Here is an 18,796-nt window from a genome sequence, read left to right on the forward strand (position 1 = left end):
GTTATAATTATTAAAATATAATTGAATTCTAGAAGGAAGAGGGTGAATAAGTGAATGCAATGATAAATAATAAACAAATATTAAATAAGATAGCTCGTCTTATATATAGAGATAAAAAACGTATAATAATTGCATTGGTAGCTTCGATAGCATCTTATTATTTTACGTTATATCCAACTGATAGATTGAGTTATATTGTTGATGGTATAGCGAGTAGTAATATTGATTTTAATGGTGTAGTTAATGAAATTCTTAGAATAATTTTAGCTGGGATCGCATTATATATAGTCTATTTCTTTAAAGAATACTACACGTTTATAGGTTATGATAAGATTATTAAAGATATGACATATGATATCCAACATGACATTTATGGGCATACACCTGTGTTTTTTAACAAGTTTAGTATAGGTGAGGTAATAAGTAGATCTACCAATGATATTACAAATTATATTGCTCCACTTTTTGGGTATGGTATTCTATTGATTTTTGATGGAATAATTTATAATTTATTTATAAGTATACTTATATTTAATAAATCGAATTTTATATATTTATTTCTAATTCACATACCGTTAGTTATACAAACTATTTATTTAGTTAGCAGACGAAAAGCACAAGAAAAATATTATAACAAGATGGCGAAAACTATGGATGAAATTACAGAAGAGACTTTAGAAAATGTTAAGGGTATTCGTGTAATTAGAGCTTATAGTTTGTTAGATAAAGTGAGAAATAGTTTTGTAGGAAAACTTAGAAGCTATGCTAGGAGTAATGAAGAATACATGAAGAAAACTCTTGTCTATCAACCACTTAATACAGTATCGTTGGCGACAAGTTATATTATAGCTGTAGCTTGTGGTTTTTATTTTATTAATCTAGATATGATGACATTAGGAGAGTTAATCTCAGTCTGTGTAGTTATAGGTATGATTCAGTGGCCATACATTGCTTTATCTGAGTTAGTTATTATGATTATAGAAGTTCGTCAAGCTACAAAAAGAGTTTTAGAAATCTCTGATAAAAAAGCTGATGTTAATAATGAACTAGCTGAAAGTAATTTTGAGTTTAATAGTAGTATTGAATTTAAAGAATTTAATTTTAGTTATGAGGATAATAATCATGTATTAGAAGATATTAATTTTACAATTAATAAAGGTGAAACTATAGGTGTAGTAGGAAAAACTGGTAGTGGGAAAACGACATTTATCAAGCAACTGTTTCGATTATATCCAATAGAAGAAAATACGCTACTTCTTGACGGCAAGGGAATGGAGCGATATTATGATTACTCTGTTAGAGAAAAAATAGGGTACGCACCACAAGAATATCAGTTATTCTCAAAATCTATAAAAGAAAATGTGTTGTTTTATAGATATGATTTAGAGGATAGGTTAGACGAAGTATTGGAGCAAGCGGACATAGAAAAAGATATTAGTAGATTTAAAGATGGTATTGATACCCTTGTAGGAGAAAATGGTTTATCTTTATCAGGTGGACAAAAACAACGTCTAGGTATAGCGAGAGCATTGTTATCTGATCCTGATATCTTAATACTTGATGACAGCTTAAGTGCGGTAGATTCTAATACAGAAAAAATTATTATAGAAAATATTAAAAAAACCCGAGAAGGTAAGACTAATATAATAGTGGCTCATAGAATTTCTGCAGTAAGGCATGCTAATAAAATAGTTGTATTAGACAATGGTAAAATATTAAGTTTCGGAACACATGATGAACTTCTTGAAAAATGCCCTTGGTATAAACAACTAGATGAATATCAAAATAAGGAGGCAGAAGATAATGAAGAATAAAAATCCGTTATTTCAATTTCTTCCTTATATGAAAAAAGCAAAGAAATCTTATATAATAGGTTTTGTTTTTTCACTATTAAATGTGGGGCTAGGTGTTGCTGGTGTGTACGTATTGTCGAAAGTTTTTGATGGAATTACTGGAGATTTAACACGTCAGATAATTCTGAAATCATTGGTGGTAGTAGCTGGTTATGGACTTATTCTATTATGTTCGGGGATATCTAACTATATTAGAAATATTTACTTAGTAAAAGGTGCTAACGAGGTTTACGTTAGAATTCAGATGCAGGTATACGATCATATTCAAAGTCTACCGATTAAGTATTTCGATAATATGCCTGCTGGTTCTGTAGTATCTAGGATAACAAGTGATGTAAACCAAATTAGAACATTTTTCGTTTCGACATTTGTGCAGATATTAATAATTGTCCTTAAGATTGTTTTTTCTTATATTGTATTATTTTATGTAGATATACGCTTTGGATTATTTATGCTAGCGCTATTCCCGGTAATGTTTGTGATTTTAAAACTATACAACAAGTTATCTATAGATAGTATTAAGGGATATAGACGTAAGTTTTCTCAAAGTAATGGGATTATAAATGAAAATTATCAAAATTTAGAAATCATCAAAGCCTTTAATAAAGAGAAAGAGAGTATTGAAGATTGGAATAAACATAATGAAGAAAGATATAAATATTGGAAAAAATTAAATCTAGTAGATAGTCTATTACTTCATAATATAACTGGAGTATTTAGAATAGTGATTTTCATAGGTATTGTTTATTACTATTCGTATTCACACTTTAATAATGTTTATGGTATTACATTGGGTATGGTATATCTATTTATAAATTATACTACTGATATAATTTATAGAATCGCAGACTTTACAATGGGGATTTCTAATTATATCAGAGCGCAAGGTTCGGCTATAAATATTCAAGAGATACTTAAGCTAGAAGTTGAGGAAGACAGTCACAACGATATTACCGAGGATGATTTCCGAGGAAATATTAAATTCGAAGACGTATATTTTTCTTATAAAGATGATTTTTATGTTCTTCGAGATTTGAATCTTGAAATCAAAGAGAATCAAACTGTGGCCTTTGTAGGTCATACAGGAAGCGGTAAGAGTACTATAATGAACTTAATTGTTAAGTTTTACAGTGCGACTAAAGGTAATGTCCTAATAAATGGCAGAAATATAAATGATTATAGTAAGGAGTATCTAAGAGAAAAAACGGCTATAGTACTTCAGGATTCATTTTTATTTGAAGGGTCTTTACTGGAAAATATTACTACTTCAAATGATGAAAAGATTGCCAGAGAGGCCTTGGCTAGAGTTGGAGGAGATTTTATTTTAGAAAATCGCTCGTTAGGTTCAAAAGTAGAAGTTGGTGGTAGTAACTTTTCTACAGGAGAAAAGCAGCTTATTTGTTTAGCGAGAGCTCTGGCTAAAAATCCGAAAATCTTAATTTTAGATGAATCAACGGCTAATATAGATAGTGAAACAGAACAAAATGTAAGTCGAGCTATAGAAGAATTAAAACAGGGACGAACAACCCTTATAATAGCTCATAGGTTATCTACGATAAAAAATGCTGATATGATTTACGTCCTTAGAAAAGGTAAAGTTATAGAAAATGGAACTCATGAACAATTATTAGCTCTTGAGGGAAGCTACAAAAAAATGTATGAAACTCAGGTAAAAGGATAAAAAAATAAAGGAGAGATTCGTAAAAACAGATTCTGCTGAATTCTGATTTTCGGATCACTCCTTTTTTAATAGTTATTTTTTGAATACAAACTCGTATGCTAAATCGATATCTTTAAATGAAATCATTACAGTTTCGTATCCTAATGGTTTGAAAAGTTCGTTTACAGCAGTAGCGACTTTCTCACAAACTTCTACAGGGCGGTGAACCCAACCGATTTCAAGATTAGCTCTGCTAATTTCTTCTCCATCAAGAATTGCAACACTTTCGATTAAATCTAATGTGAATGCTTCTCTTGGTCTTTCGATTATTTCTGCGATTGTGTCGAAAAGTTCAGCACTAACTTTTTTTAAATCTTCTTTTTTAAATCCTCTAGCAACTATACGTGGCATAATAAACCTCCATTTTTTGAATTCGTTTTCTTTAATTATATCATATAAAACCACATTTTTGGTGAAAAATATATCTAAATAATAATTTTGTGTATATATGAAATTAAATTTTAATTTATAATAAATGAAGATAACTTTTACTATATCTGTAATCTAATGAAAATATTATGTTTTTTAGCTGATTAGAAAAAAAACTAGAGTAATTTTTTGCTTATTTTACTTACAAATGTTATTATTAAGATAGGGAATGTGGTATGATATAAAGTAGGAAAAAATATTAAATTAAATACTAAGGAGAAATTTTTATTAGACTTTTATATAAGAAATACTTTTCATTAATAATGTTGATTTTAATTTGCACTGCGATATTTTTATTTTCCAATCAAGTTGGTGAGGAATCTTCGAAGATATCAAGTGATTTAATCATAAGAAAATTAGGTCACTTTAATGAATATATGATTTTAGGATTTTTTTCATTTTCTTATCTATCAAATTTATTTGTGAAAAGTAATGAATTTAAAGATTATAGAAAAACAGCAATAGTGAGCTTTGTATTTTCTGTTGTATACGCTTCTAGTGATGAATTTCATCAGACTTTTGTAGCTGGAAGAGATGGTAATATCATAGATGTACTAATAGACAGTAGCGGTGCTTTAGTAGGGATAATGATATCTAGTATTATGTATTTTCTTATTATGAAAAAATAGTGAAAAATATAGTAGTTTTTAGTTGTATTTTTTTTAGAAAAGTTATAAAATATTTACTTAGAGAATTAAAAGTTAAAAAATAAAAGGAGGAGTTTTTGATGCTTAAAGCGCTTATTGTAGAAGATGATAAATTATTAGCTTCATCGTTAAAAGCAGCAATCGCAGAAAAATTCGATGCGGATGTTTGTTATAATGGGCTAGATGGACGAAAATATATTGATGAAAATGTATATGATTTTATCATAACGGATAGTATCTTACCCGGAATGGGTGGAATAGATCTATTAGATTATATTCGTGAAGAAAAAGAACTAAAAATACCAGTAATTGTAATCACTATAGCTGAGTCAACTGAAGAAAAGGCAAGAGTTATGAAGCATAGAGTAACGGAATATCTACCACGTGTAGCGGATGCTTCTCTTTTACTAACAACTATGTCTAACTTACTTCAACGTGAAAGTAATCTAAAAGGTGAAAATGAAATTACGTATAAAGATTTAGTATTAGATCTTAAAAACGAATTGGTATCATCTAATGGTGGAACGTTAGAATCTATTAAAGGAAAATATCTTGAATTATTATCTTTTTTCGTTATAAACAATAATATTGTATTAGAGAAAGAAGAAATTTTTGATCGTGTATGGGGTGTTGATTCAGAAACAACTATTAATGCGATTGAGGTTTACATTTCAGGATTAAGAAAAGAACTACGAAAAATTGGTTATGACAAAAATCTTAGAACTGTTCGTGGTGTCGGATATACTTTTGAGTAGGTAAGGATATGGAGTTCAATTATCCAATAGATTATACGCTATATAATACTGAGGAAATAACAACGATTATTAAGTTCTTAGACTTAATTGAAGAGTGTTACTTGTCAGGTGTGGAACTTACAGAGTTTAAATCTGCATATAAAGAATTTAAAAGTGTAGTTCGTGCGAAATCTGTAGAAAATTTATTGTATCGTGATTTTAAAGAAATCACAGGTTTTGATGGTTATTTAGCAGTAAAAGAAATGAAAAATGAAAAACCAAAAATTAAGCTTTAATGCTTGATTTTTGGTTTTTATTTTAGGTCAAGATATCCGTAATGAAATTTTGTGTTTTTTCTTATTATTTGAGTAAAATTAAATTTTTCGAAGATATTATCTTTAAAATGTGCTTTTACTATTATTTTTTTTCTTGCGACTCTTTTCGCCTCTTTTATAAATTCTTCGTAAGGAAAGGTAGTGTCGGCTAAGGGAAGTATACCTTCAAGATTTCTTGATTCTGTAATGTTATGAGAAAACATAGGATCGAAGTATATAATGTCGAAACTAGCATCAGGACAATTTTTTAAATAATCTAGACAATCAACATTATAAGTTTTAATTTTACGCATTGCTTTATTAATTTCTACATTAGGAGAAATATAGTTTTTTAGACCGTTGGTTGTGATTAGGTGAATGATGTTATTTTTTTCTAAAGATATAACTTTATGTCCATAATAACTTAGTAATATACTGTCTCCAGCTAGGCCCATAGTACAATCAAGAATGCTTTGTTCTTTTTCTTTGATTATTTCTACTAACGGTTCGTTATCTGAATTTTTTATCTTAAGAGCTGTTGTGTCTAAATGAAAGAAGAGTTCAGAATCATCTTCGAAGTAGCTTAATTTGTTTTTATAGACTACAAGTACACCATCTACTGAAGATAGTAGTTGTTTTATTGTTTTTTTGTTCCTAATAATATATTTTAATCTTAAATCATCCGCGAGTTGTTGAGCTTCTTCGTTAAGTTCTAGGTTCGTTTTTACACTAGTTGTTACTATTATATTTTTCATTGATTATAAAAGTTTTCTCCTCGGTTATGATTACATCTACTTTTTTATCGTGATCTTCTTTAGGGACATTATCTTGTAGTAGTTTATGGTAAGATAAACCGACACTAATACCATATTCTCTAGATGAGAAATATTTATCGTAGTATCCTTTACCGTAACCAAGTCGATATCCATTTTTATCGAAAACGATAGAAGGTGTAATAACTAAGTCTATTTTTCCTTTATAGTAATCAGATGAAGTTGGTTCTAATACTCTGAAATGCCCGGGATTAAGTTCATCCCAGGAATTCAACTGAATTAAATTCATCTTGACGTTTTCTATTTTAGGAACAAATATTTGTTTTTTGTTTATCCATTTTTTTATAAAAATTTCAGTTGAAATTTCGCTACCAAATCCTACGTATATGAATATTTTTTCTGAGGATTTGAAGAAATCTTGATCTTCTAATATTGTAAAGATTTTATTAGTAGATGAATTTCTATAGTCATTTTCTAAATTATTTCGTTCGGATATAAATTTTTTTCTAAGTGTTTTTTTCATAACTTATCACCTCACGTTATATTATATCATAAATCTAAATACAATTATATTTTTGATATAGTATAATAATTGAATGATATATTTATGATTATGTAAATGAGAAAAAGTACATTATATCTGTAATAAAAATTTTTATGGTAAAGGTGTTCAAAAAGTTATTATAAAAACAAATATGGATTTTATTGGTAGATAAAGTTATGATATGGAGATACACGTTATCTATTAATTTTTAGAATTTTTATATTAAAGTATGTACAAGTATAATCAAAATTTTAAGAAAATATAAATGGATGTAAAAACTGTAAATGTTGTTGTAGGTGGGTTTCAGATTTTCATAATATTATGAGATTTTTATAAATATAAAAATCTTAAATTATGATTTGCCGTATCTGCAAGATAAAAGTAGTAAAATAAAAAATAATTATTCATTATTTAATGGAAATAATAGTATAAATATGATATAATATAAAAGAAAATTTATGAGAAAGGAATCTTCTACAAATAATGACAAATTCAGAAAAAAATAAAGATTTATTAAGTAATGATGAATTGGCAAAAAATAGTAAAAAATCAGATGATTATTCAAACCTGCTTGAAAAAATAAGAAAGCAAGTTGATATAGAGAATTCTTCTACTTATACTAGAAAGACTCATAATGAACAAGAAAATCTTGAAGAAACAGTGATTATGCCAACTGTTACAGAAGAAGTAACTGATGAGTATGCCGAAACAGTTGTACTAGATAAAAATGAGCTAGTGCAAGCAATAAAGAAAGAAGAAGCGTTAGTAGGGAAAAAAGTAGAAAAAGTTGAGGAAAAACCTGTAGTATTAGAGGTATTAGGACTTAAAAAACGTATTGGATTAAAAACAATTGTTGAAGACATTACATTCGACATGCGTGAAGGTGAGATAATTGGATTACTAGGGCCTAATGGAAGTGGTAAAACTACAATTATGAGAATGATGGTAGGGTTAACTAAAAAATCAAAAGGTGATGTCTATTGTTTTGAAAAACCTTTAGGTTTAGGAAGAACTGCTATGCTTAAAGAAGTTGGAGCGATGATTGAAACACCTGAATTTTATAATTATATGTCAGGTTGGGCTAACTTAAAACAAATTGCACGTGTATGTGGTAAAAAAGTAACAAGAGCACGTATGAAAGAACTAGTAGAGTTCGTTGGTTTAAGTAAAGTAATTAGAAAGAAAGTTAAAACTTATTCTTTAGGTATGCGTCAACGTTTAGGGTTAGCTCAAGCATTGCTAAATGATCCTAAAGTTCTTATCCTTGATGAACCGGTAAATGGATTAGATCCTCAAGGAGTTCAAGATTTTCGTAATAAACTTAAAGAAATAGCTGCAACTGGTGTATCAATCTTAATTTCATCTCATTTATTAGATGAAATTGAAAAAGTTTCTGATAGAGTTATTGTTATCGAAAAAGGTAAAATTATTGCTGATGATAAATTAGAAAACCTAGTAGCAGATGAAGTTATTAAAACATTAATTTCAACTCATGATGTGGAAAAAACAGAAAGATTAGTAAGAGAATTAGGTGTTAGATATGAAGTGACTAAAGATGGATTCGTATTTGAAAACCTAAGTCGTGAAGAAAAATCTCGTATTATTACATATCTAGTAACTAATAATGTTGAATTAGATACAATTCGTGAATTAACAACATCATTAGAGGATCGATTCCTACAAATCACAGGAGGGGAGAGAAAATAATGAAATTATTAATAAATGAATTTATAAAAGATTATAAAAAGAAAACTACATGGTTATATTTCTTACTGTCATTTGGAATTATTTTATTAAATAGTTATATTGCTAAAAGACAGTTTGAAGATGGAGTGGATGCGGTAAAAATACTTAGTGGAATAACAGTTGTTGCGGGTTCAGTAGCTATGGTATTCTCACTAATTATGTTAGCAAACAACTTATCTCAAGAATACTCAAAAGGAACTATTAAGTTCTTATATACAAGACCAAAATCACGTTCTGCAATACTTACTGCTAAAATAGTATTAGCATTTATCAACTATATTATTTTCCTAGTAGTAGGAACAGTATTCGATTTTGTGACTAAAAACTATGTATTCTTCAAAAATAAAATAGGGTTAAATCATTTAAATGATACTATAGAAGAAGGATATTTTGGTAGAACAGTTGCTAAACAATTAATTATTACAAATTTAGCTGATTTAGCAGTGTATATCTTCTTTGTAGCTATGGTAGTGTTAGTTTGTGTAGTATTCAAAACTCAAATTCTATCATTAGTATTAGTTATGCTATCACTTTTAGGAACGGGACTGATACAAGGTTTAACAATTTTAGCTGTTTCAAAATTCTCATGGGCAAAATATCACATGTTTGATGTACCTTTATTTAGCGCATATTATTCAAGTGAAGCAGGTCGTCAAACTGTAAAAGAAATGTTTAAGTTTGACAATGCAAATGCGTTAATTATTATGTTAGTAGCATATAGTTTTGTATTCTTTGTAGTTTCATACGTTGTAAATGCAAGACGCGATATCACAATAGATTAGAGTATAGATCGTTAGGAGGTAGGTAAAATGAGAAGTTCATTAAAGAAAATTGAGCGAATTATGGATATTCTGGATTTAAATGGAGATGTGTTATCATATAAATATACAGATGAAGAAATACGTTTTGACTTAGGTGAAGAACAATTAAGCAGTATTTTTAGTAGATTTATTAAGAGAAATCTTCCTAAGATTAAAGAGGGGTTACATGCTGGGAAACTTGTGAAATGCCAAAGTGGATTAGGGATTTCATGTTTATTTATTCCGAGTGATAATGAAGATGATTTCTATTTAATTACTCCTTTCTTAGAATATTTAATACCAACTAAATTATTCCAAGAGTCATTAACAAAATATGGTGCAAGTATCAGTGAATTAATATGTGATATATATTTTTCATTACCAATTACACCAAGAAAAAAATTCAACTATTTAGTAGAATTATTAGTAGAAGATGAAAATGTAGACTTCTTAGATGCTATTGTTTTAATTGAAGATTCTAGTGTGAAAAATGTAAGAAGAACATCATCTAGAAAAAATACATACTTAAATAGCATTCTAGAGAGTGAAGTTAAGTTTAAACATGAAATTTTACAAGCTGTAGTAGAAGGTAATATTTCTCGTGTTAATATGCTTTTTGACTTACGTCGTAGAAATCACGGAGTAGAAGAATGCCACATTGATCAAGGTGTTAACGTTCGTCGTAGAAAATCATATAATATGAATGATTTATTACGTTATGCTCTTGAACAACACAATGATGATTTCTTAGGAATTGAAGAATTATGGGTTAAAATTAAAAATAAACTTGATAACTATGACTTATCAGAAGATGTTATTAGAAGTTACTGTCTGTTAGTTGATAGAAATAAATATAAAGATAAACAAGCTGTGGTTCGAAATTGTATAGCTTATATCAATGACCAAATTTCTGAAAAAATCAGTTTAGATAATGTTAGTGATTATCTAGGTGTTAATAAGAGTTATCTTTCTTCTATCTTTAATAAAGATATGGGAATTAGTATTGTAGATTATATTCACGATAAACGTATATCTAACGCGTGCTATTTATTAGCGAATACTGATTTTTCAATTTCAGAAGTTGCAGATTATATTGGGTACTTCGATACAAGTTATTTCATTAGAATATTTAAAACACTAGTGAAAATGACACCTCTTAAATATAGAGAGTCATTATCTAAAAGATAATATAGAAAAGATTGTTGGCTAAAATAGTCAATAATCTTTTTTTATATGTTATGTAAATAATATATATCGTTAATTTTGTATTTTGCTACTTGCATTTATGCAATTGTGGTATAATATAATCATTCTTAAAAATAGTAAATCGTAGGAGATTAAAGATGATTTTTGCATTAGATGTAGGAAATACAAACATCGTACTTGGAGTATTTAGTAGTGACTATAAGATGCTTCATTCATGGCGTATAGCAACGGATAATACTAAAACAGAAGATGAACTATATGTTATTATTAGAAATTTCTTTATTGATAAAGGGATTAAGTTTAAAGATTTTGATGGAGTGGTAATATCAAGTGTAGTTCCTAAAATGATGTTTGCATTAGAATTGTTAAGTAAGAAATACTTTGAAAAAGAACCGATTATTGTTTCGGCTGATATTAACACAGGTATAAAGGTACCTGAGCCATATAGTAGTAAATTAGGAGCCGATCGTGTAGTTGATATTGTCGGAGCAAAAGTTAGTGAATATTTACCAGCTATAGTAGTTGATTTTGGTACTGCTACAACATTTGATTGTGTAGATGAAGATATGAATTATCGTGGAGGTATTATTTGTCCAGGTATGAATATTAGTGCGGAAGCATTATATTCAAGGGCAGCAAAACTACCTAGGGTGGAATTTGAAGCGGTGAGTACCTCTTTAGGAATGGATACTACTAGTCAAATGCAAGCAGGATTATTTTACGGATTCCTAGGACAGTTTGAGAATATCGTTAAGCATTTACAACAAGACTTAGGTAAAGATTACAAAGTAGTTTTAACTGGGGGCTTATCAAAATTTATAGCCAAGTACAGTGACGTAGTGGATATAGTTGATGAAGAATTAACTTTAAAAGGTATAATTGAATTGTACAAAATGAATAATAACAAATAATATTTGAAGAACTATGAAAAGGATATAACTACAATGAAAATTACAGTTTTTTGTGGAGCAAATAATGGAAAAAGTGAATTGTATAAAGAAAATGCAATAGAACTTGGTAAGTGGATTGCTAGAAACAATCATACTTTAGTATATGGTGGTGGGAAAGTAGGTCTAATGGGAGCTATTGCTGATACTGTCTTAGAAAATGATGGAGAAGTCATAGGTATAATGCCACAATTTTTAGTAGACAGAGAAATTAGCCGCAATGATATTAATGAATTGATTATTGTTAATGATATGTCGGTGAGAAAAACTAAACTTGTTGATCTTGGTGATGTGTTTATTTCTTTACCAGGTGGACCAGGAACACTAGAAGAGATATCACAGGTAATCTCATGGGTGAGAGTTGGTAAAAAAGATGCTCCTTGTATTTTAATGAATATTAATGGTTATTATGACTTTTTAGAACAATATTTTGATAAGATGGTAGAAGAAGGTTTCTTAACTATTGAAGATAGGAAAAATACTTTATTTACAGATAATATAGAAGAAATGGAACAATTCATAGCTAACTATAAAAATTTATAAACGTAAATAAATAGACAATAATGGAAATAAAATGTATAATAGTACATCGTAATAAGAAGTTCTAGAATTGAAAGGAATTTATTTTAATGAAAGATTATTTGATTAGAGGATTAGCCTTTAACGATGAAATTAGATTTTTTGTAACAAAAACTACAGATTTAGTAGAAGAAATTAGACAAAGACATGATGCTTATCCAACAGCAATAGCAGCAGTAGGTCGTACAGCTACGGTTACTACAATGATGGGTGCTATGCTTAAGAGTGGAGATAGAATTGATGTTGCTGTTCGTGGAGATGGTCCTGTAGGAACAATCTATGCATCATCAAATGAGATAGGGAAAACTACAGCATATGCTAAAAATATGCAAGTTCATATTCCAAGTAATGCTCAAGGTAAGCTTGATGTGAAAGGAGTAGTTGGAGGAGGAAATATCACGGTAGTACGTGACTTAGGATTAAATGAAAAGTATACTACTACTTCACCGATAGTATCTGGAGAAATCGCAGAAGATTTCACTTATTACTTCGCTGCTAGTGAGCAGGTTCCTTCTGCAGTTTCACTAGGGGTATTAGTAGAAACTGATAATTCTGTAATTGCAGCTGGTGGATTTATTTTACAAGTACTTCCAAATGCTACAAATGAGACGATAACAAAGATAGAAAAAGCAATAAGTAATATTAAACCAATTTCTACTTTAATTCATGAGGGTAAAACTCCTGAAGAGATTGCAAATATAATCTTCGGTGGAGAAGAAAACTATCGTATCTTACAGAAGAATGATGTAGTATTTAAATGTACATGTTCTAAAGAACGTTATGCTGATGCTTTAGTAACATTAGGAAAAAAAGAGTTAGAAGATATTGCTAAACAAGAAACTACGGAGTTAGTCTGTGCGTTTTGTAAAGAAAAATATCATTTTTCTCAAAAAGAAATTACTGACTTATTAGACAATTTAAAATAATATTATGAATAAAGAGCCTTAATGATTAACATTTCATTAGGCTCTTGAATTTTCAATAAAAGTTTGGTATCATAAGTAAAATTACTCAAAGTTTATATAGGAGGAGTTATGGAATTACTAAGAGAAATGGTTATTACCGATGGTAAAGTTTATGATAATAATGTCCTTAAAGTTGATTCATTTTTAAACCATCAAATCGATGCTGGCTTAATGATGAAAATGGCAGAGTCTTTTTACGAGTATTTTAAAAACGAAAAAATAACGAAGATTCTGACAATCGAGGCAAGTGGTATTGCACCAGCGATTATGGTAGCAAACTTATTTAAAGTGCCGATGGTTTTCGCTAAAAAGAGTAAACCATCAACATTAAAAAATAATGATGTATACGCTGCCGAGGTTCATAGCTACACGAAAAATATAACTAATACTATAGTAGTTTCAGAAAAGTTCATTAATAAAGATGACAAAGTACTTATTGTTGATGATTTTCTTGCTAATGGACAAGCTACTCTAGGTCTTATGGAAATAGTAGATAAGGCTGGAGCAGAGACAGTAGGAGTAGGGATACTAGTTGAGAAAAGTTTCCAAGATGGTAGAAAATTATTAGACAAAAAGAATGTCAATGTTTGTTCTTTATGTAGAATTGCTTCTCTAGAGAATAATGAAGTTAAATTTAATAATGCTGATGATGAGAAATAAGAAAGGATTTAAATAAAATGTGGGAAAATAAATTTCAAAAAGAAGGTTTAACATTTGATGATGTGCTATTAGTACCAGCTAAAAGTGACATTTTACCTAAAAAAGTTGATTTAAAAGTTAGTTTAACGGAGAAAATTAAACTATCAGTACCAATTATTTCTGCTGCGATGGATACAGTAACAGAACATAAAATGGCAATAGCAATGGCTCGCGAGGGTGGAATCGGTGTTATTCACAAAAATATGACTATTGAAGAACAAGCTGAACAAGTAAGAAAAGTTAAACGTTCAGAAAGCGGAGTTATTACAGATCCTTTCTTCCTTACACCAGATAGTCTTGTATACGAAGCAGAAAACTTAATGCAACAATACAGAATTTCAGGTGTGCCTATTGTAAACAATGAAGATGACATGAAAGTTGTTGGAATTATCACAAACCGTGATATGAGATTCTTAACTGACTTTGATATTAAAATTAGCGAAGTAATGACTAAAGAGCACCTTATTACTGCTCCAGAAAAAACTACGCTAGAAGAAGCTAGTGTAATTTTACGTAGTCACAAAATTGAAAAATTAATTTTAACTGATGAATCTGGTAAATTAACAGGATTAATCACTATTAAAGATATTGAAAAATTAGCTAAATATCCTAACTCAGCAAAAGATGCTAAAGGACGTCTTCTAGTAGCTGCTTCTGTAGGTATTACTAACGACACAGTTGACCGTGTTGATGCTTTAGTAGAAGCTGGAGTTGATGCTATCGTAGTTGATACTGCTCATGGACACTCTAAAGGGGTATTAGATGCAGTTAAAACATTAAGAACTAACTATCCTGATTTAGATATTATCGCAGGAAATGTAGCGACTGGAGAAGCTGCTCGTGATTTATTTGAAGCTGGAGCAGATGTTGTTAAAGTTGGTATTGGACCTGGATCAATCTGTACTACACGTGTAGTTGCAGGGGTAGGAGTTCCACAAATTACAGCTATCTATGACTGTGCTACAGTGGCTCGTGAATTAGGAAAAACAATCATCGCTGATGGTGGAATTAAATATACTGGAGACGTAGTAAAAGCTATCGCAGCTGGAGGACACGCAGTAATGTTAGGTTCTATGCTTGCAGGTTGTGAAGAATCTCCAGGTGAATTAGAAATCTTCCAAGGTAGAACATTCAAAGCATACCGTGGAATGGGATCAATCTCAGCAATGGAAAAAGGATCTAAAGACCGTTACTTCCAAGAAGATGGTAAGAAATTAGTTCCAGAAGGAATCGAAGGACGTACACCTTATAAAGGTGCTGTTTCTGAAACAATTTACCAAATCATTGGTGGATTACGTGCAGGTATGGGGTATACTGGTTCACGTGATTTACATGCGCTTCGTGAAAACTCACAATTTGTTCGTATGACTGGTGCTGGATTAATCGAATCTCACCCACACGACGTTCAAATTACAAAAGAAAGTCCAAACTACTCTAAATAATAATTATAGATAATAAGAAGCTAGGAGCTTGAAGTTCAAGTTCCTAGCTTTGTTTTAGTTATTAGATTTGTTTAGTTAAGTCTATCATTTCAAGAAGCCCTTGAGCGCACTCGCTACCTTTGTTTCCGGCTTTTGAACCAGCTCTTTCGATAGCCTGATCGATGTCTTCAGTAGTTATAACACCGAACATTACAGGAATTTCGCTGTTAAGATTGATTTGACCTACACCTTTTGCTACCTCGTTACAAACTAAGTCATAGTGACTAGTGCTTCCACGAATAATGCTTCCTAATGTAACGATACCATCGTATTTATTTGTAGCTACTAATTTTTTAGTAATGAATGGAATTTCGAATGCTCCTGGAACCCAGTATACATCGATGTTTTCTTCTTTTACTTCGTTTCTAATTAACGTATCTTTAGCTCCACCTAATAATTTAGATGTAATGAACTCGTTAAAACGTGCTACTACAATTGCTACCTTAATATCTTTACCTATAAATTTTCCTTCAAATGTTGTCATAATAATGTTCTCCTTATATATCTAAAAAGTGATTAAATCTTATTTTTTTTGTTTGTAAATAGTGTTTGTTTTCTTTATGTGGTTTTATCTTAATTGGTTCACGATCAACTATATTAATTCCTAAAGAACTTAATTGTTCTACTTTGTCAGGGTTGTTAGTAAGTAGTTTTACCGATTTTATTCCTAAGTAATCTAATATATCTACTGCAATACTATAGTCCCTCTCATCGGGAGCGAAACCTAATTGAACATTAGCATCGTAAGTATCTACACCTTGTTCTTGCAATTGGTATGCAAGAAGTTTGTTTCTAAGCCCAATTCCTCGACCTTCTTGTCTTAAATATAGAATAGCTCCTCGACCAAGTTCTGAGATTTTTTGAAGTGCGGCGTGTAATTGTTCACCGCAATCACATCTATGAGAAGCAAATATATCCCCTGTCAAACATTCTGAGTGAACTCGTATCAGTAAAGGTTCTTCAGAAGTTAAATCACCTTTACTAATAATTAAATGTTCTTTATTAAATTCATCTTCAAACAGCTGTAAATCAAAGTCTCCAAATTCTGTTGGAAGCTTTACTTTAACGCTGTCTTCAAATGATAAAAAACGTGTTAGCTCATCTAAATCGACAACTGTTAAATCCCATTTTTTAGCGAATTCATACAGATCATCTCTTCTAGCCATAGTTCCATCTTCATTCATAATTTCGCAGATATATGTAGCTTCGGTACTGTTAGCTAATCTTGCTAAATCTAAACTTGCTTCGGTGTGGCCACGACGAACTTTAATTCCACCATCACGTCCTACAAGGGGGAACATATGTCCAGGTCTATTAAAATCTTCTGGTCTTGAATTAGGATTTGCTAATTCTTTTATAGTTGTAGCTCTTTCAAAAGCCGAGATTCCTGTAGTTGATGTTTTATAATCAACACTTACTGTGAACGCTGTACCGTGAGGATCTGTATTTTTATCTAGCATTGAATGCAAGTTTAATCGTTTAGCTATTTCAGTTGAGACAGGTGCACAAATTAAACCACGGGCATGTTTCGTCATGAAGTTTACATTTTCACCAGTAACTAGTTCAGCTAAGCCTACTAAATCTCCTTCTGCTTCTCTGTCATCATCATCGATAAGAACGATTAATTTTCCAGCTTTTAAGTCTTCGATTGCTTGTCGTACATTATTAATCATTTAACTTTCCTCCAAATAGTTTTAATTGAGCTTTTATATATTTTGCTAGAATATCGGTCTCAATATTTACATTGTCACCAATTTTCAATTTTTCTAGATTTGTATGTTTTGCAGTATGTGGAATTAACGAAACGGTAAATTTATTATTGTCACAAGTTACTACTGTTAAACTTATTCCGTTTATAGTAATTGAGCCTTGATTAATGATTTCTCCTTGAAATTTACTTGGATAAGCAAAAGTTAGAAGAATAGCATTTTCGTCTTTTTGTCTTGCTGCTAATTGTGCTAAGCCATCGCTGTGACCCGAAACGATATGCCCTTCAAATCTATCTGAGTGTCCCATTGCGGGCTCAAGATTTACAGAGTCATTTACTTTTAAGTCTTTAAATGTTGTTCTCTTATAAGTCTCGGGCATAATATCAACGGTGAATTGTGATGAACTTTTTTGGACACATGTCAAGCATACTCCATTTACTGCCATACTATCACCAATTTTATATGTTTCTAGTAAGTTTTTAGTTGCTTGTATTGTTAATTTTATACTGTGACTTGATTTTATTATTTTTACTATTTTCCCTTGTTCTTTTATTAATCCTGTAAACATTGACTTTCTTTCCTTCCTGAGATTCTTATATCTTCACCGAGTTTTATTACATTAATATCGTGTAAAGTGATTTTTTCATTAGTAGTTCTATCACTACTAAATGATGAAGTATTGTTTCCTCCTAAGAGTGTAGGGGAAATATATGAAATCACTTCATCCCAATAACCACTAGCAAGGAATTGATCATGTATACAAGGACCGCCTTCTACGTAAACTGACTGTATACCAAGTTTTGCAATCTCAGTAAGAATTTCTTTTATTGTAAAGTCGTTAGGGGTAACGATAGTTACATGCGAAGGTAAGTCTTCATTTTTATGTTTTGAAAAAACTATAACGTCAGAAGAATCGTCTTTAAAGAGATTTAGTTCTTTATGTTGAAAAATTGAACCTTCTTTGTCTAATACTATTCTTTTCGGTGGATATAACGAAGTATTGGCTCCAGTTAATTTTGGATTGTCTATTAATACAGTTTTTGCTCCAACGAGAATAGCTTGATAATTATCACGTTCATTTCTAACGAAGTCATATACTTCTTTTCCTGTTATTTGAGTTCTTTCATTAGTAAAGGCTAATTTTCCATCAAGACTGGTAGCTTGTTTTAAGACTACATAAGGTCTTTTTTGTGTGTGGAATAAATTGTAAGCATAATTTAGATTATAAGCTTCTTTTTCCAAGATACCAGTTATAACTTCAATTCCATTATCACGTAAGAATTTAATTCCCTTTCCACTAACTATTGGATTAGGGTCTAATTGAGCAACAACAACTTTAGAGATTCCCATTTTCAATATAGTTTCTGTACAAGGAGGTTGTTTTCCTTTGTGGTTACATGGTTCTAATGTGACATATAGAGTTGAATTAAATATTTTTTCAGGAGTTTTGCAAGTAGAAATAGCATTTTTTTCAGCATGTTCACAACCGTAACGAAGGTGTGAACCTCTTGCGACAATTTTATTATCTTTTACTATAATTGCACCAACTAGAGGATTGGTATGTGTATATTTTGCACCACGCTTAGCCTCTAATAGAGCAAGATTCATAAAATATTCATGCATAGTATCAACTCCTTTATAAAAATAAAA

At 30.2% G+C, this 18,796-nt stretch carries 20 protein-coding genes; 13 read left to right on the forward strand and 7 right to left on the reverse strand.

Annotated features, from left to right (window positions below; all coding sequences use genetic code 11):
* Window positions 1-59 precede the first annotated feature (59 nt).
* Both ACWOA3_RS06400 and ACWOA3_RS06405 read left to right on the forward strand, forming a co-directional pair.
* Complete coding sequence (locus tag ACWOA3_RS06400) at window positions 60-1,814, forward strand: ABC transporter ATP-binding protein (RefSeq protein ID WP_456884884.1); 1,755 nt, start codon at window positions 60-62, stop codon at window positions 1,812-1,814.
* Complete coding sequence (locus tag ACWOA3_RS06405) at window positions 1,804-3,534, forward strand: ABC transporter ATP-binding protein (protein ID WP_456884817.1); 1,731 nt, start codon at window positions 1,804-1,806, stop codon at window positions 3,532-3,534. The genes ACWOA3_RS06400 and ACWOA3_RS06405 overlap by 11 nt, the downstream gene beginning before the upstream one ends.
* Window positions 3,535-3,606: 72 nt before the next feature.
* Here the strand turns inward: ACWOA3_RS06405 and ACWOA3_RS06410 are convergent, their stop codons facing one another.
* Window positions 3,607-3,924: a DUF1904 family protein gene (locus tag ACWOA3_RS06410; protein ID WP_003147927.1), complete on the reverse strand. Its 318-nt coding sequence runs from the start codon at window positions 3,922-3,924 to the stop codon at window positions 3,607-3,609.
* A 341-nt stretch (window positions 3,925-4,265) separates the two neighbouring features.
* On the opposite strand from ACWOA3_RS06410, the gene ACWOA3_RS06415 reads away from it, so the two are divergent.
* From ACWOA3_RS06415 to ACWOA3_RS06425, 3 genes are all read left to right on the forward strand, one after another.
* Window positions 4,266-4,631 (forward strand): VanZ family protein, encoded by a 366-nt coding sequence (locus ACWOA3_RS06415; protein ID WP_456884820.1) that lies wholly within the window; start codon window positions 4,266-4,268, stop codon window positions 4,629-4,631.
* A 98-nt stretch (window positions 4,632-4,729) separates the two neighbouring features.
* A complete protein-coding gene (locus ACWOA3_RS06420) occupies window positions 4,730-5,404 on the forward strand; it encodes a response regulator transcription factor (protein WP_003147925.1) in 675 nt (224 codons plus the stop codon).
* An 8-nt stretch (window positions 5,405-5,412) separates the two neighbouring features.
* Window positions 5,413-5,679 carry a UPF0223 family protein gene (locus ACWOA3_RS06425; protein WP_456884821.1) on the forward strand — a complete coding sequence of 89 codons (267 nt, stop codon included), beginning with the start codon at window positions 5,413-5,415 and terminating at the stop codon, window positions 5,677-5,679.
* A 17-nt stretch (window positions 5,680-5,696) separates the two neighbouring features.
* On the opposite strand, the gene ACWOA3_RS06430 is transcribed toward ACWOA3_RS06425, so the two are convergent.
* Window positions 5,697-6,452 (reverse strand): class I SAM-dependent methyltransferase, encoded by a 756-nt coding sequence (locus tag ACWOA3_RS06430; protein WP_172497792.1) that lies wholly within the window; start codon window positions 6,450-6,452, stop codon window positions 5,697-5,699.
* Window positions 6,427-6,993, reverse strand: a complete 567-nt coding sequence (locus ACWOA3_RS06435; protein ID WP_456884824.1) for a 5-formyltetrahydrofolate cyclo-ligase — start codon at window positions 6,991-6,993, stop codon at window positions 6,427-6,429. The genes ACWOA3_RS06430 and ACWOA3_RS06435 overlap by 26 nt, the downstream gene beginning before the upstream one ends.
* A 504-nt stretch (window positions 6,994-7,497) precedes the next feature.
* Between ACWOA3_RS06435 and ACWOA3_RS06440 the strand changes: the two genes are divergently transcribed.
* The 8 genes from ACWOA3_RS06440 (at window position 7,498) to guaB (ending at window position 15,398) form a co-directional block, all read left to right on the forward strand.
* Window positions 7,498-8,721 (forward strand): ABC transporter ATP-binding protein, encoded by a 1,224-nt coding sequence (locus ACWOA3_RS06440; protein ID WP_456884826.1) that lies wholly within the window; start codon window positions 7,498-7,500, stop codon window positions 8,719-8,721.
* The gene (locus tag ACWOA3_RS06445) at window positions 8,721-9,542 is read left to right on the forward strand and encodes an ABC transporter permease (protein WP_442566276.1); all 822 of its coding nucleotides are present in this window, start codon (window positions 8,721-8,723) and stop codon (window positions 9,540-9,542) included. Before ACWOA3_RS06440 ends, ACWOA3_RS06445 begins: the two co-directional genes overlap by 1 nt.
* A gap of 27 nt (window positions 9,543-9,569) precedes the next feature.
* Window positions 9,570-10,748, forward strand: coding sequence for a helix-turn-helix transcriptional regulator (locus ACWOA3_RS06450; RefSeq protein WP_456884829.1), 1,179 nt, complete (start codon window positions 9,570-9,572; stop codon window positions 10,746-10,748).
* Window positions 10,749-10,903: 155 nt separating this feature from the next.
* Window positions 10,904-11,677 (forward strand): type III pantothenate kinase, encoded by a 774-nt coding sequence (locus ACWOA3_RS06455; RefSeq protein ID WP_442566275.1) that lies wholly within the window; start codon window positions 10,904-10,906, stop codon window positions 11,675-11,677.
* Window positions 11,678-11,710: 33 nt separating this feature from the next.
* Window positions 11,711-12,256 carry an LOG family protein gene (locus tag ACWOA3_RS06460; RefSeq protein WP_456884831.1) on the forward strand — a complete coding sequence of 182 codons (546 nt, stop codon included), beginning with the start codon at window positions 11,711-11,713 and terminating at the stop codon, window positions 12,254-12,256.
* A gap of 86 nt (window positions 12,257-12,342) precedes the next feature.
* On the forward strand, window positions 12,343-13,218 hold the full coding sequence (hslO, locus tag ACWOA3_RS06465; protein WP_456884832.1) for an Hsp33 family molecular chaperone HslO: 876 nt from the start codon (window positions 12,343-12,345) through the stop codon (window positions 13,216-13,218).
* A gap of 108 nt (window positions 13,219-13,326) precedes the next feature.
* Window positions 13,327-13,917 (forward strand): xanthine phosphoribosyltransferase, encoded by a 591-nt coding sequence (locus ACWOA3_RS06470; protein WP_442566272.1) that lies wholly within the window; start codon window positions 13,327-13,329, stop codon window positions 13,915-13,917.
* Between the two features lie 17 nt (window positions 13,918-13,934).
* Window positions 13,935-15,398, forward strand: coding sequence for an IMP dehydrogenase (guaB, locus tag ACWOA3_RS06475; protein WP_442566271.1), 1,464 nt, complete (start codon window positions 13,935-13,937; stop codon window positions 15,396-15,398).
* A gap of 61 nt (window positions 15,399-15,459) precedes the next feature.
* On the opposite strand, the gene ribH is transcribed toward guaB, so the two are convergent.
* The 4 genes from ribH to ribD are packed head-to-tail and all read right to left on the reverse strand — an operon-like array spanning window position 15,460 to window position 18,769.
* Window positions 15,460-15,921: a 6,7-dimethyl-8-ribityllumazine synthase gene (gene ribH, locus ACWOA3_RS06480; RefSeq protein ID WP_003147907.1), complete on the reverse strand. Its 462-nt coding sequence runs from the start codon at window positions 15,919-15,921 to the stop codon at window positions 15,460-15,462.
* Between the two features lie 13 nt (window positions 15,922-15,934).
* A complete protein-coding gene (ribA, locus tag ACWOA3_RS06485; protein WP_442566270.1) occupies window positions 15,935-17,110 on the reverse strand; it encodes a GTP cyclohydrolase II in 1,176 nt (391 codons plus the stop codon).
* Window positions 17,103-17,714, reverse strand: a complete 612-nt coding sequence (locus ACWOA3_RS06490) for a riboflavin synthase (RefSeq protein ID WP_003147905.1) — start codon at window positions 17,712-17,714, stop codon at window positions 17,103-17,105. Before ACWOA3_RS06490 ends, ribA begins: the two co-directional genes overlap by 8 nt.
* Entirely contained in the window at window positions 17,699-18,769 is a 1,071-nt protein-coding gene (gene ribD / locus ACWOA3_RS06495; RefSeq protein WP_456884840.1) for a bifunctional diaminohydroxyphosphoribosylaminopyrimidine deaminase/5-amino-6-(5-phosphoribosylamino)uracil reductase RibD, read from the reverse strand. Before ribD ends, ACWOA3_RS06490 begins: the two co-directional genes overlap by 16 nt.
* Window positions 18,770-18,796 lie beyond the last annotated feature (27 nt).

This window comes from Gemella taiwanensis (assembly GCF_054054385.1).

Excerpts from the sequence above, each read along its gene's own strand:
- ACWOA3_RS06420 (WP_003147925.1), top strand. The coding sequence starts at position 4,730 with ATGCTTAAAGCGCTTATTGTAGAAGATGATAAATTATTAGCTTCATCG.
- ACWOA3_RS06470 (WP_442566272.1), top strand. The coding sequence starts at position 13,327 with ATGGAATTACTAAGAGAAATGGTTATTACCGATGGTAAAGTTTATGAT.
- ACWOA3_RS06450 (WP_456884829.1), top strand. The coding sequence starts at position 9,570 with ATGAGAAGTTCATTAAAGAAAATTGAGCGAATTATGGATATTCTGGAT.
- guaB (WP_442566271.1), top strand. The coding sequence starts at position 13,935 with ATGTGGGAAAATAAATTTCAAAAAGAAGGTTTAACATTTGATGATGTG.
- ACWOA3_RS06405 (WP_456884817.1), top strand. The coding sequence starts at position 1,804 with ATGAAGAATAAAAATCCGTTATTTCAATTTCTTCCTTATATGAAAAAA.
- ACWOA3_RS06435 (WP_456884824.1), bottom strand. The coding sequence starts at position 6,993 with ATGAAAAAAACACTTAGAAAAAAATTTATATCCGAACGAAATAATTTA.
- ACWOA3_RS06455 (WP_442566275.1), top strand. The coding sequence starts at position 10,904 with ATGATTTTTGCATTAGATGTAGGAAATACAAACATCGTACTTGGAGTA.
- ACWOA3_RS06460 (WP_456884831.1), top strand. The coding sequence starts at position 11,711 with ATGAAAATTACAGTTTTTTGTGGAGCAAATAATGGAAAAAGTGAATTG.
- ACWOA3_RS06400 (WP_456884884.1), top strand. The coding sequence starts at position 60 with ATGATAAATAATAAACAAATATTAAATAAGATAGCTCGTCTTATATAT.
- hslO (WP_456884832.1), top strand. The coding sequence starts at position 12,343 with ATGAAAGATTATTTGATTAGAGGATTAGCCTTTAACGATGAAATTAGA.
- ACWOA3_RS06440 (WP_456884826.1), top strand. The coding sequence starts at position 7,498 with ATGACAAATTCAGAAAAAAATAAAGATTTATTAAGTAATGATGAATTG.
- ACWOA3_RS06410 (WP_003147927.1), bottom strand. The coding sequence starts at position 3,924 with ATGCCACGTATAGTTGCTAGAGGATTTAAAAAAGAAGATTTAAAAAAA.
- ACWOA3_RS06425 (WP_456884821.1), top strand. The coding sequence starts at position 5,413 with ATGGAGTTCAATTATCCAATAGATTATACGCTATATAATACTGAGGAA.
- ACWOA3_RS06490 (WP_003147905.1), bottom strand. The coding sequence starts at position 17,714 with ATGTTTACAGGATTAATAAAAGAACAAGGGAAAATAGTAAAAATAATA.
- ACWOA3_RS06415 (WP_456884820.1), top strand. The coding sequence starts at position 4,266 with ATGTTGATTTTAATTTGCACTGCGATATTTTTATTTTCCAATCAAGTT.
- ribA (WP_442566270.1), bottom strand. The coding sequence starts at position 17,110 with ATGATTAATAATGTACGACAAGCAATCGAAGACTTAAAAGCTGGAAAA.
- ACWOA3_RS06430 (WP_172497792.1), bottom strand. The coding sequence starts at position 6,452 with ATGAAAAATATAATAGTAACAACTAGTGTAAAAACGAACCTAGAACTT.
- ribD (WP_456884840.1), bottom strand. The coding sequence starts at position 18,769 with ATGCATGAATATTTTATGAATCTTGCTCTATTAGAGGCTAAGCGTGGT.
- ACWOA3_RS06445 (WP_442566276.1), top strand. The coding sequence starts at position 8,721 with ATGAAATTATTAATAAATGAATTTATAAAAGATTATAAAAAGAAAACT.
- ribH (WP_003147907.1), bottom strand. The coding sequence starts at position 15,921 with ATGACAACATTTGAAGGAAAATTTATAGGTAAAGATATTAAGGTAGCA.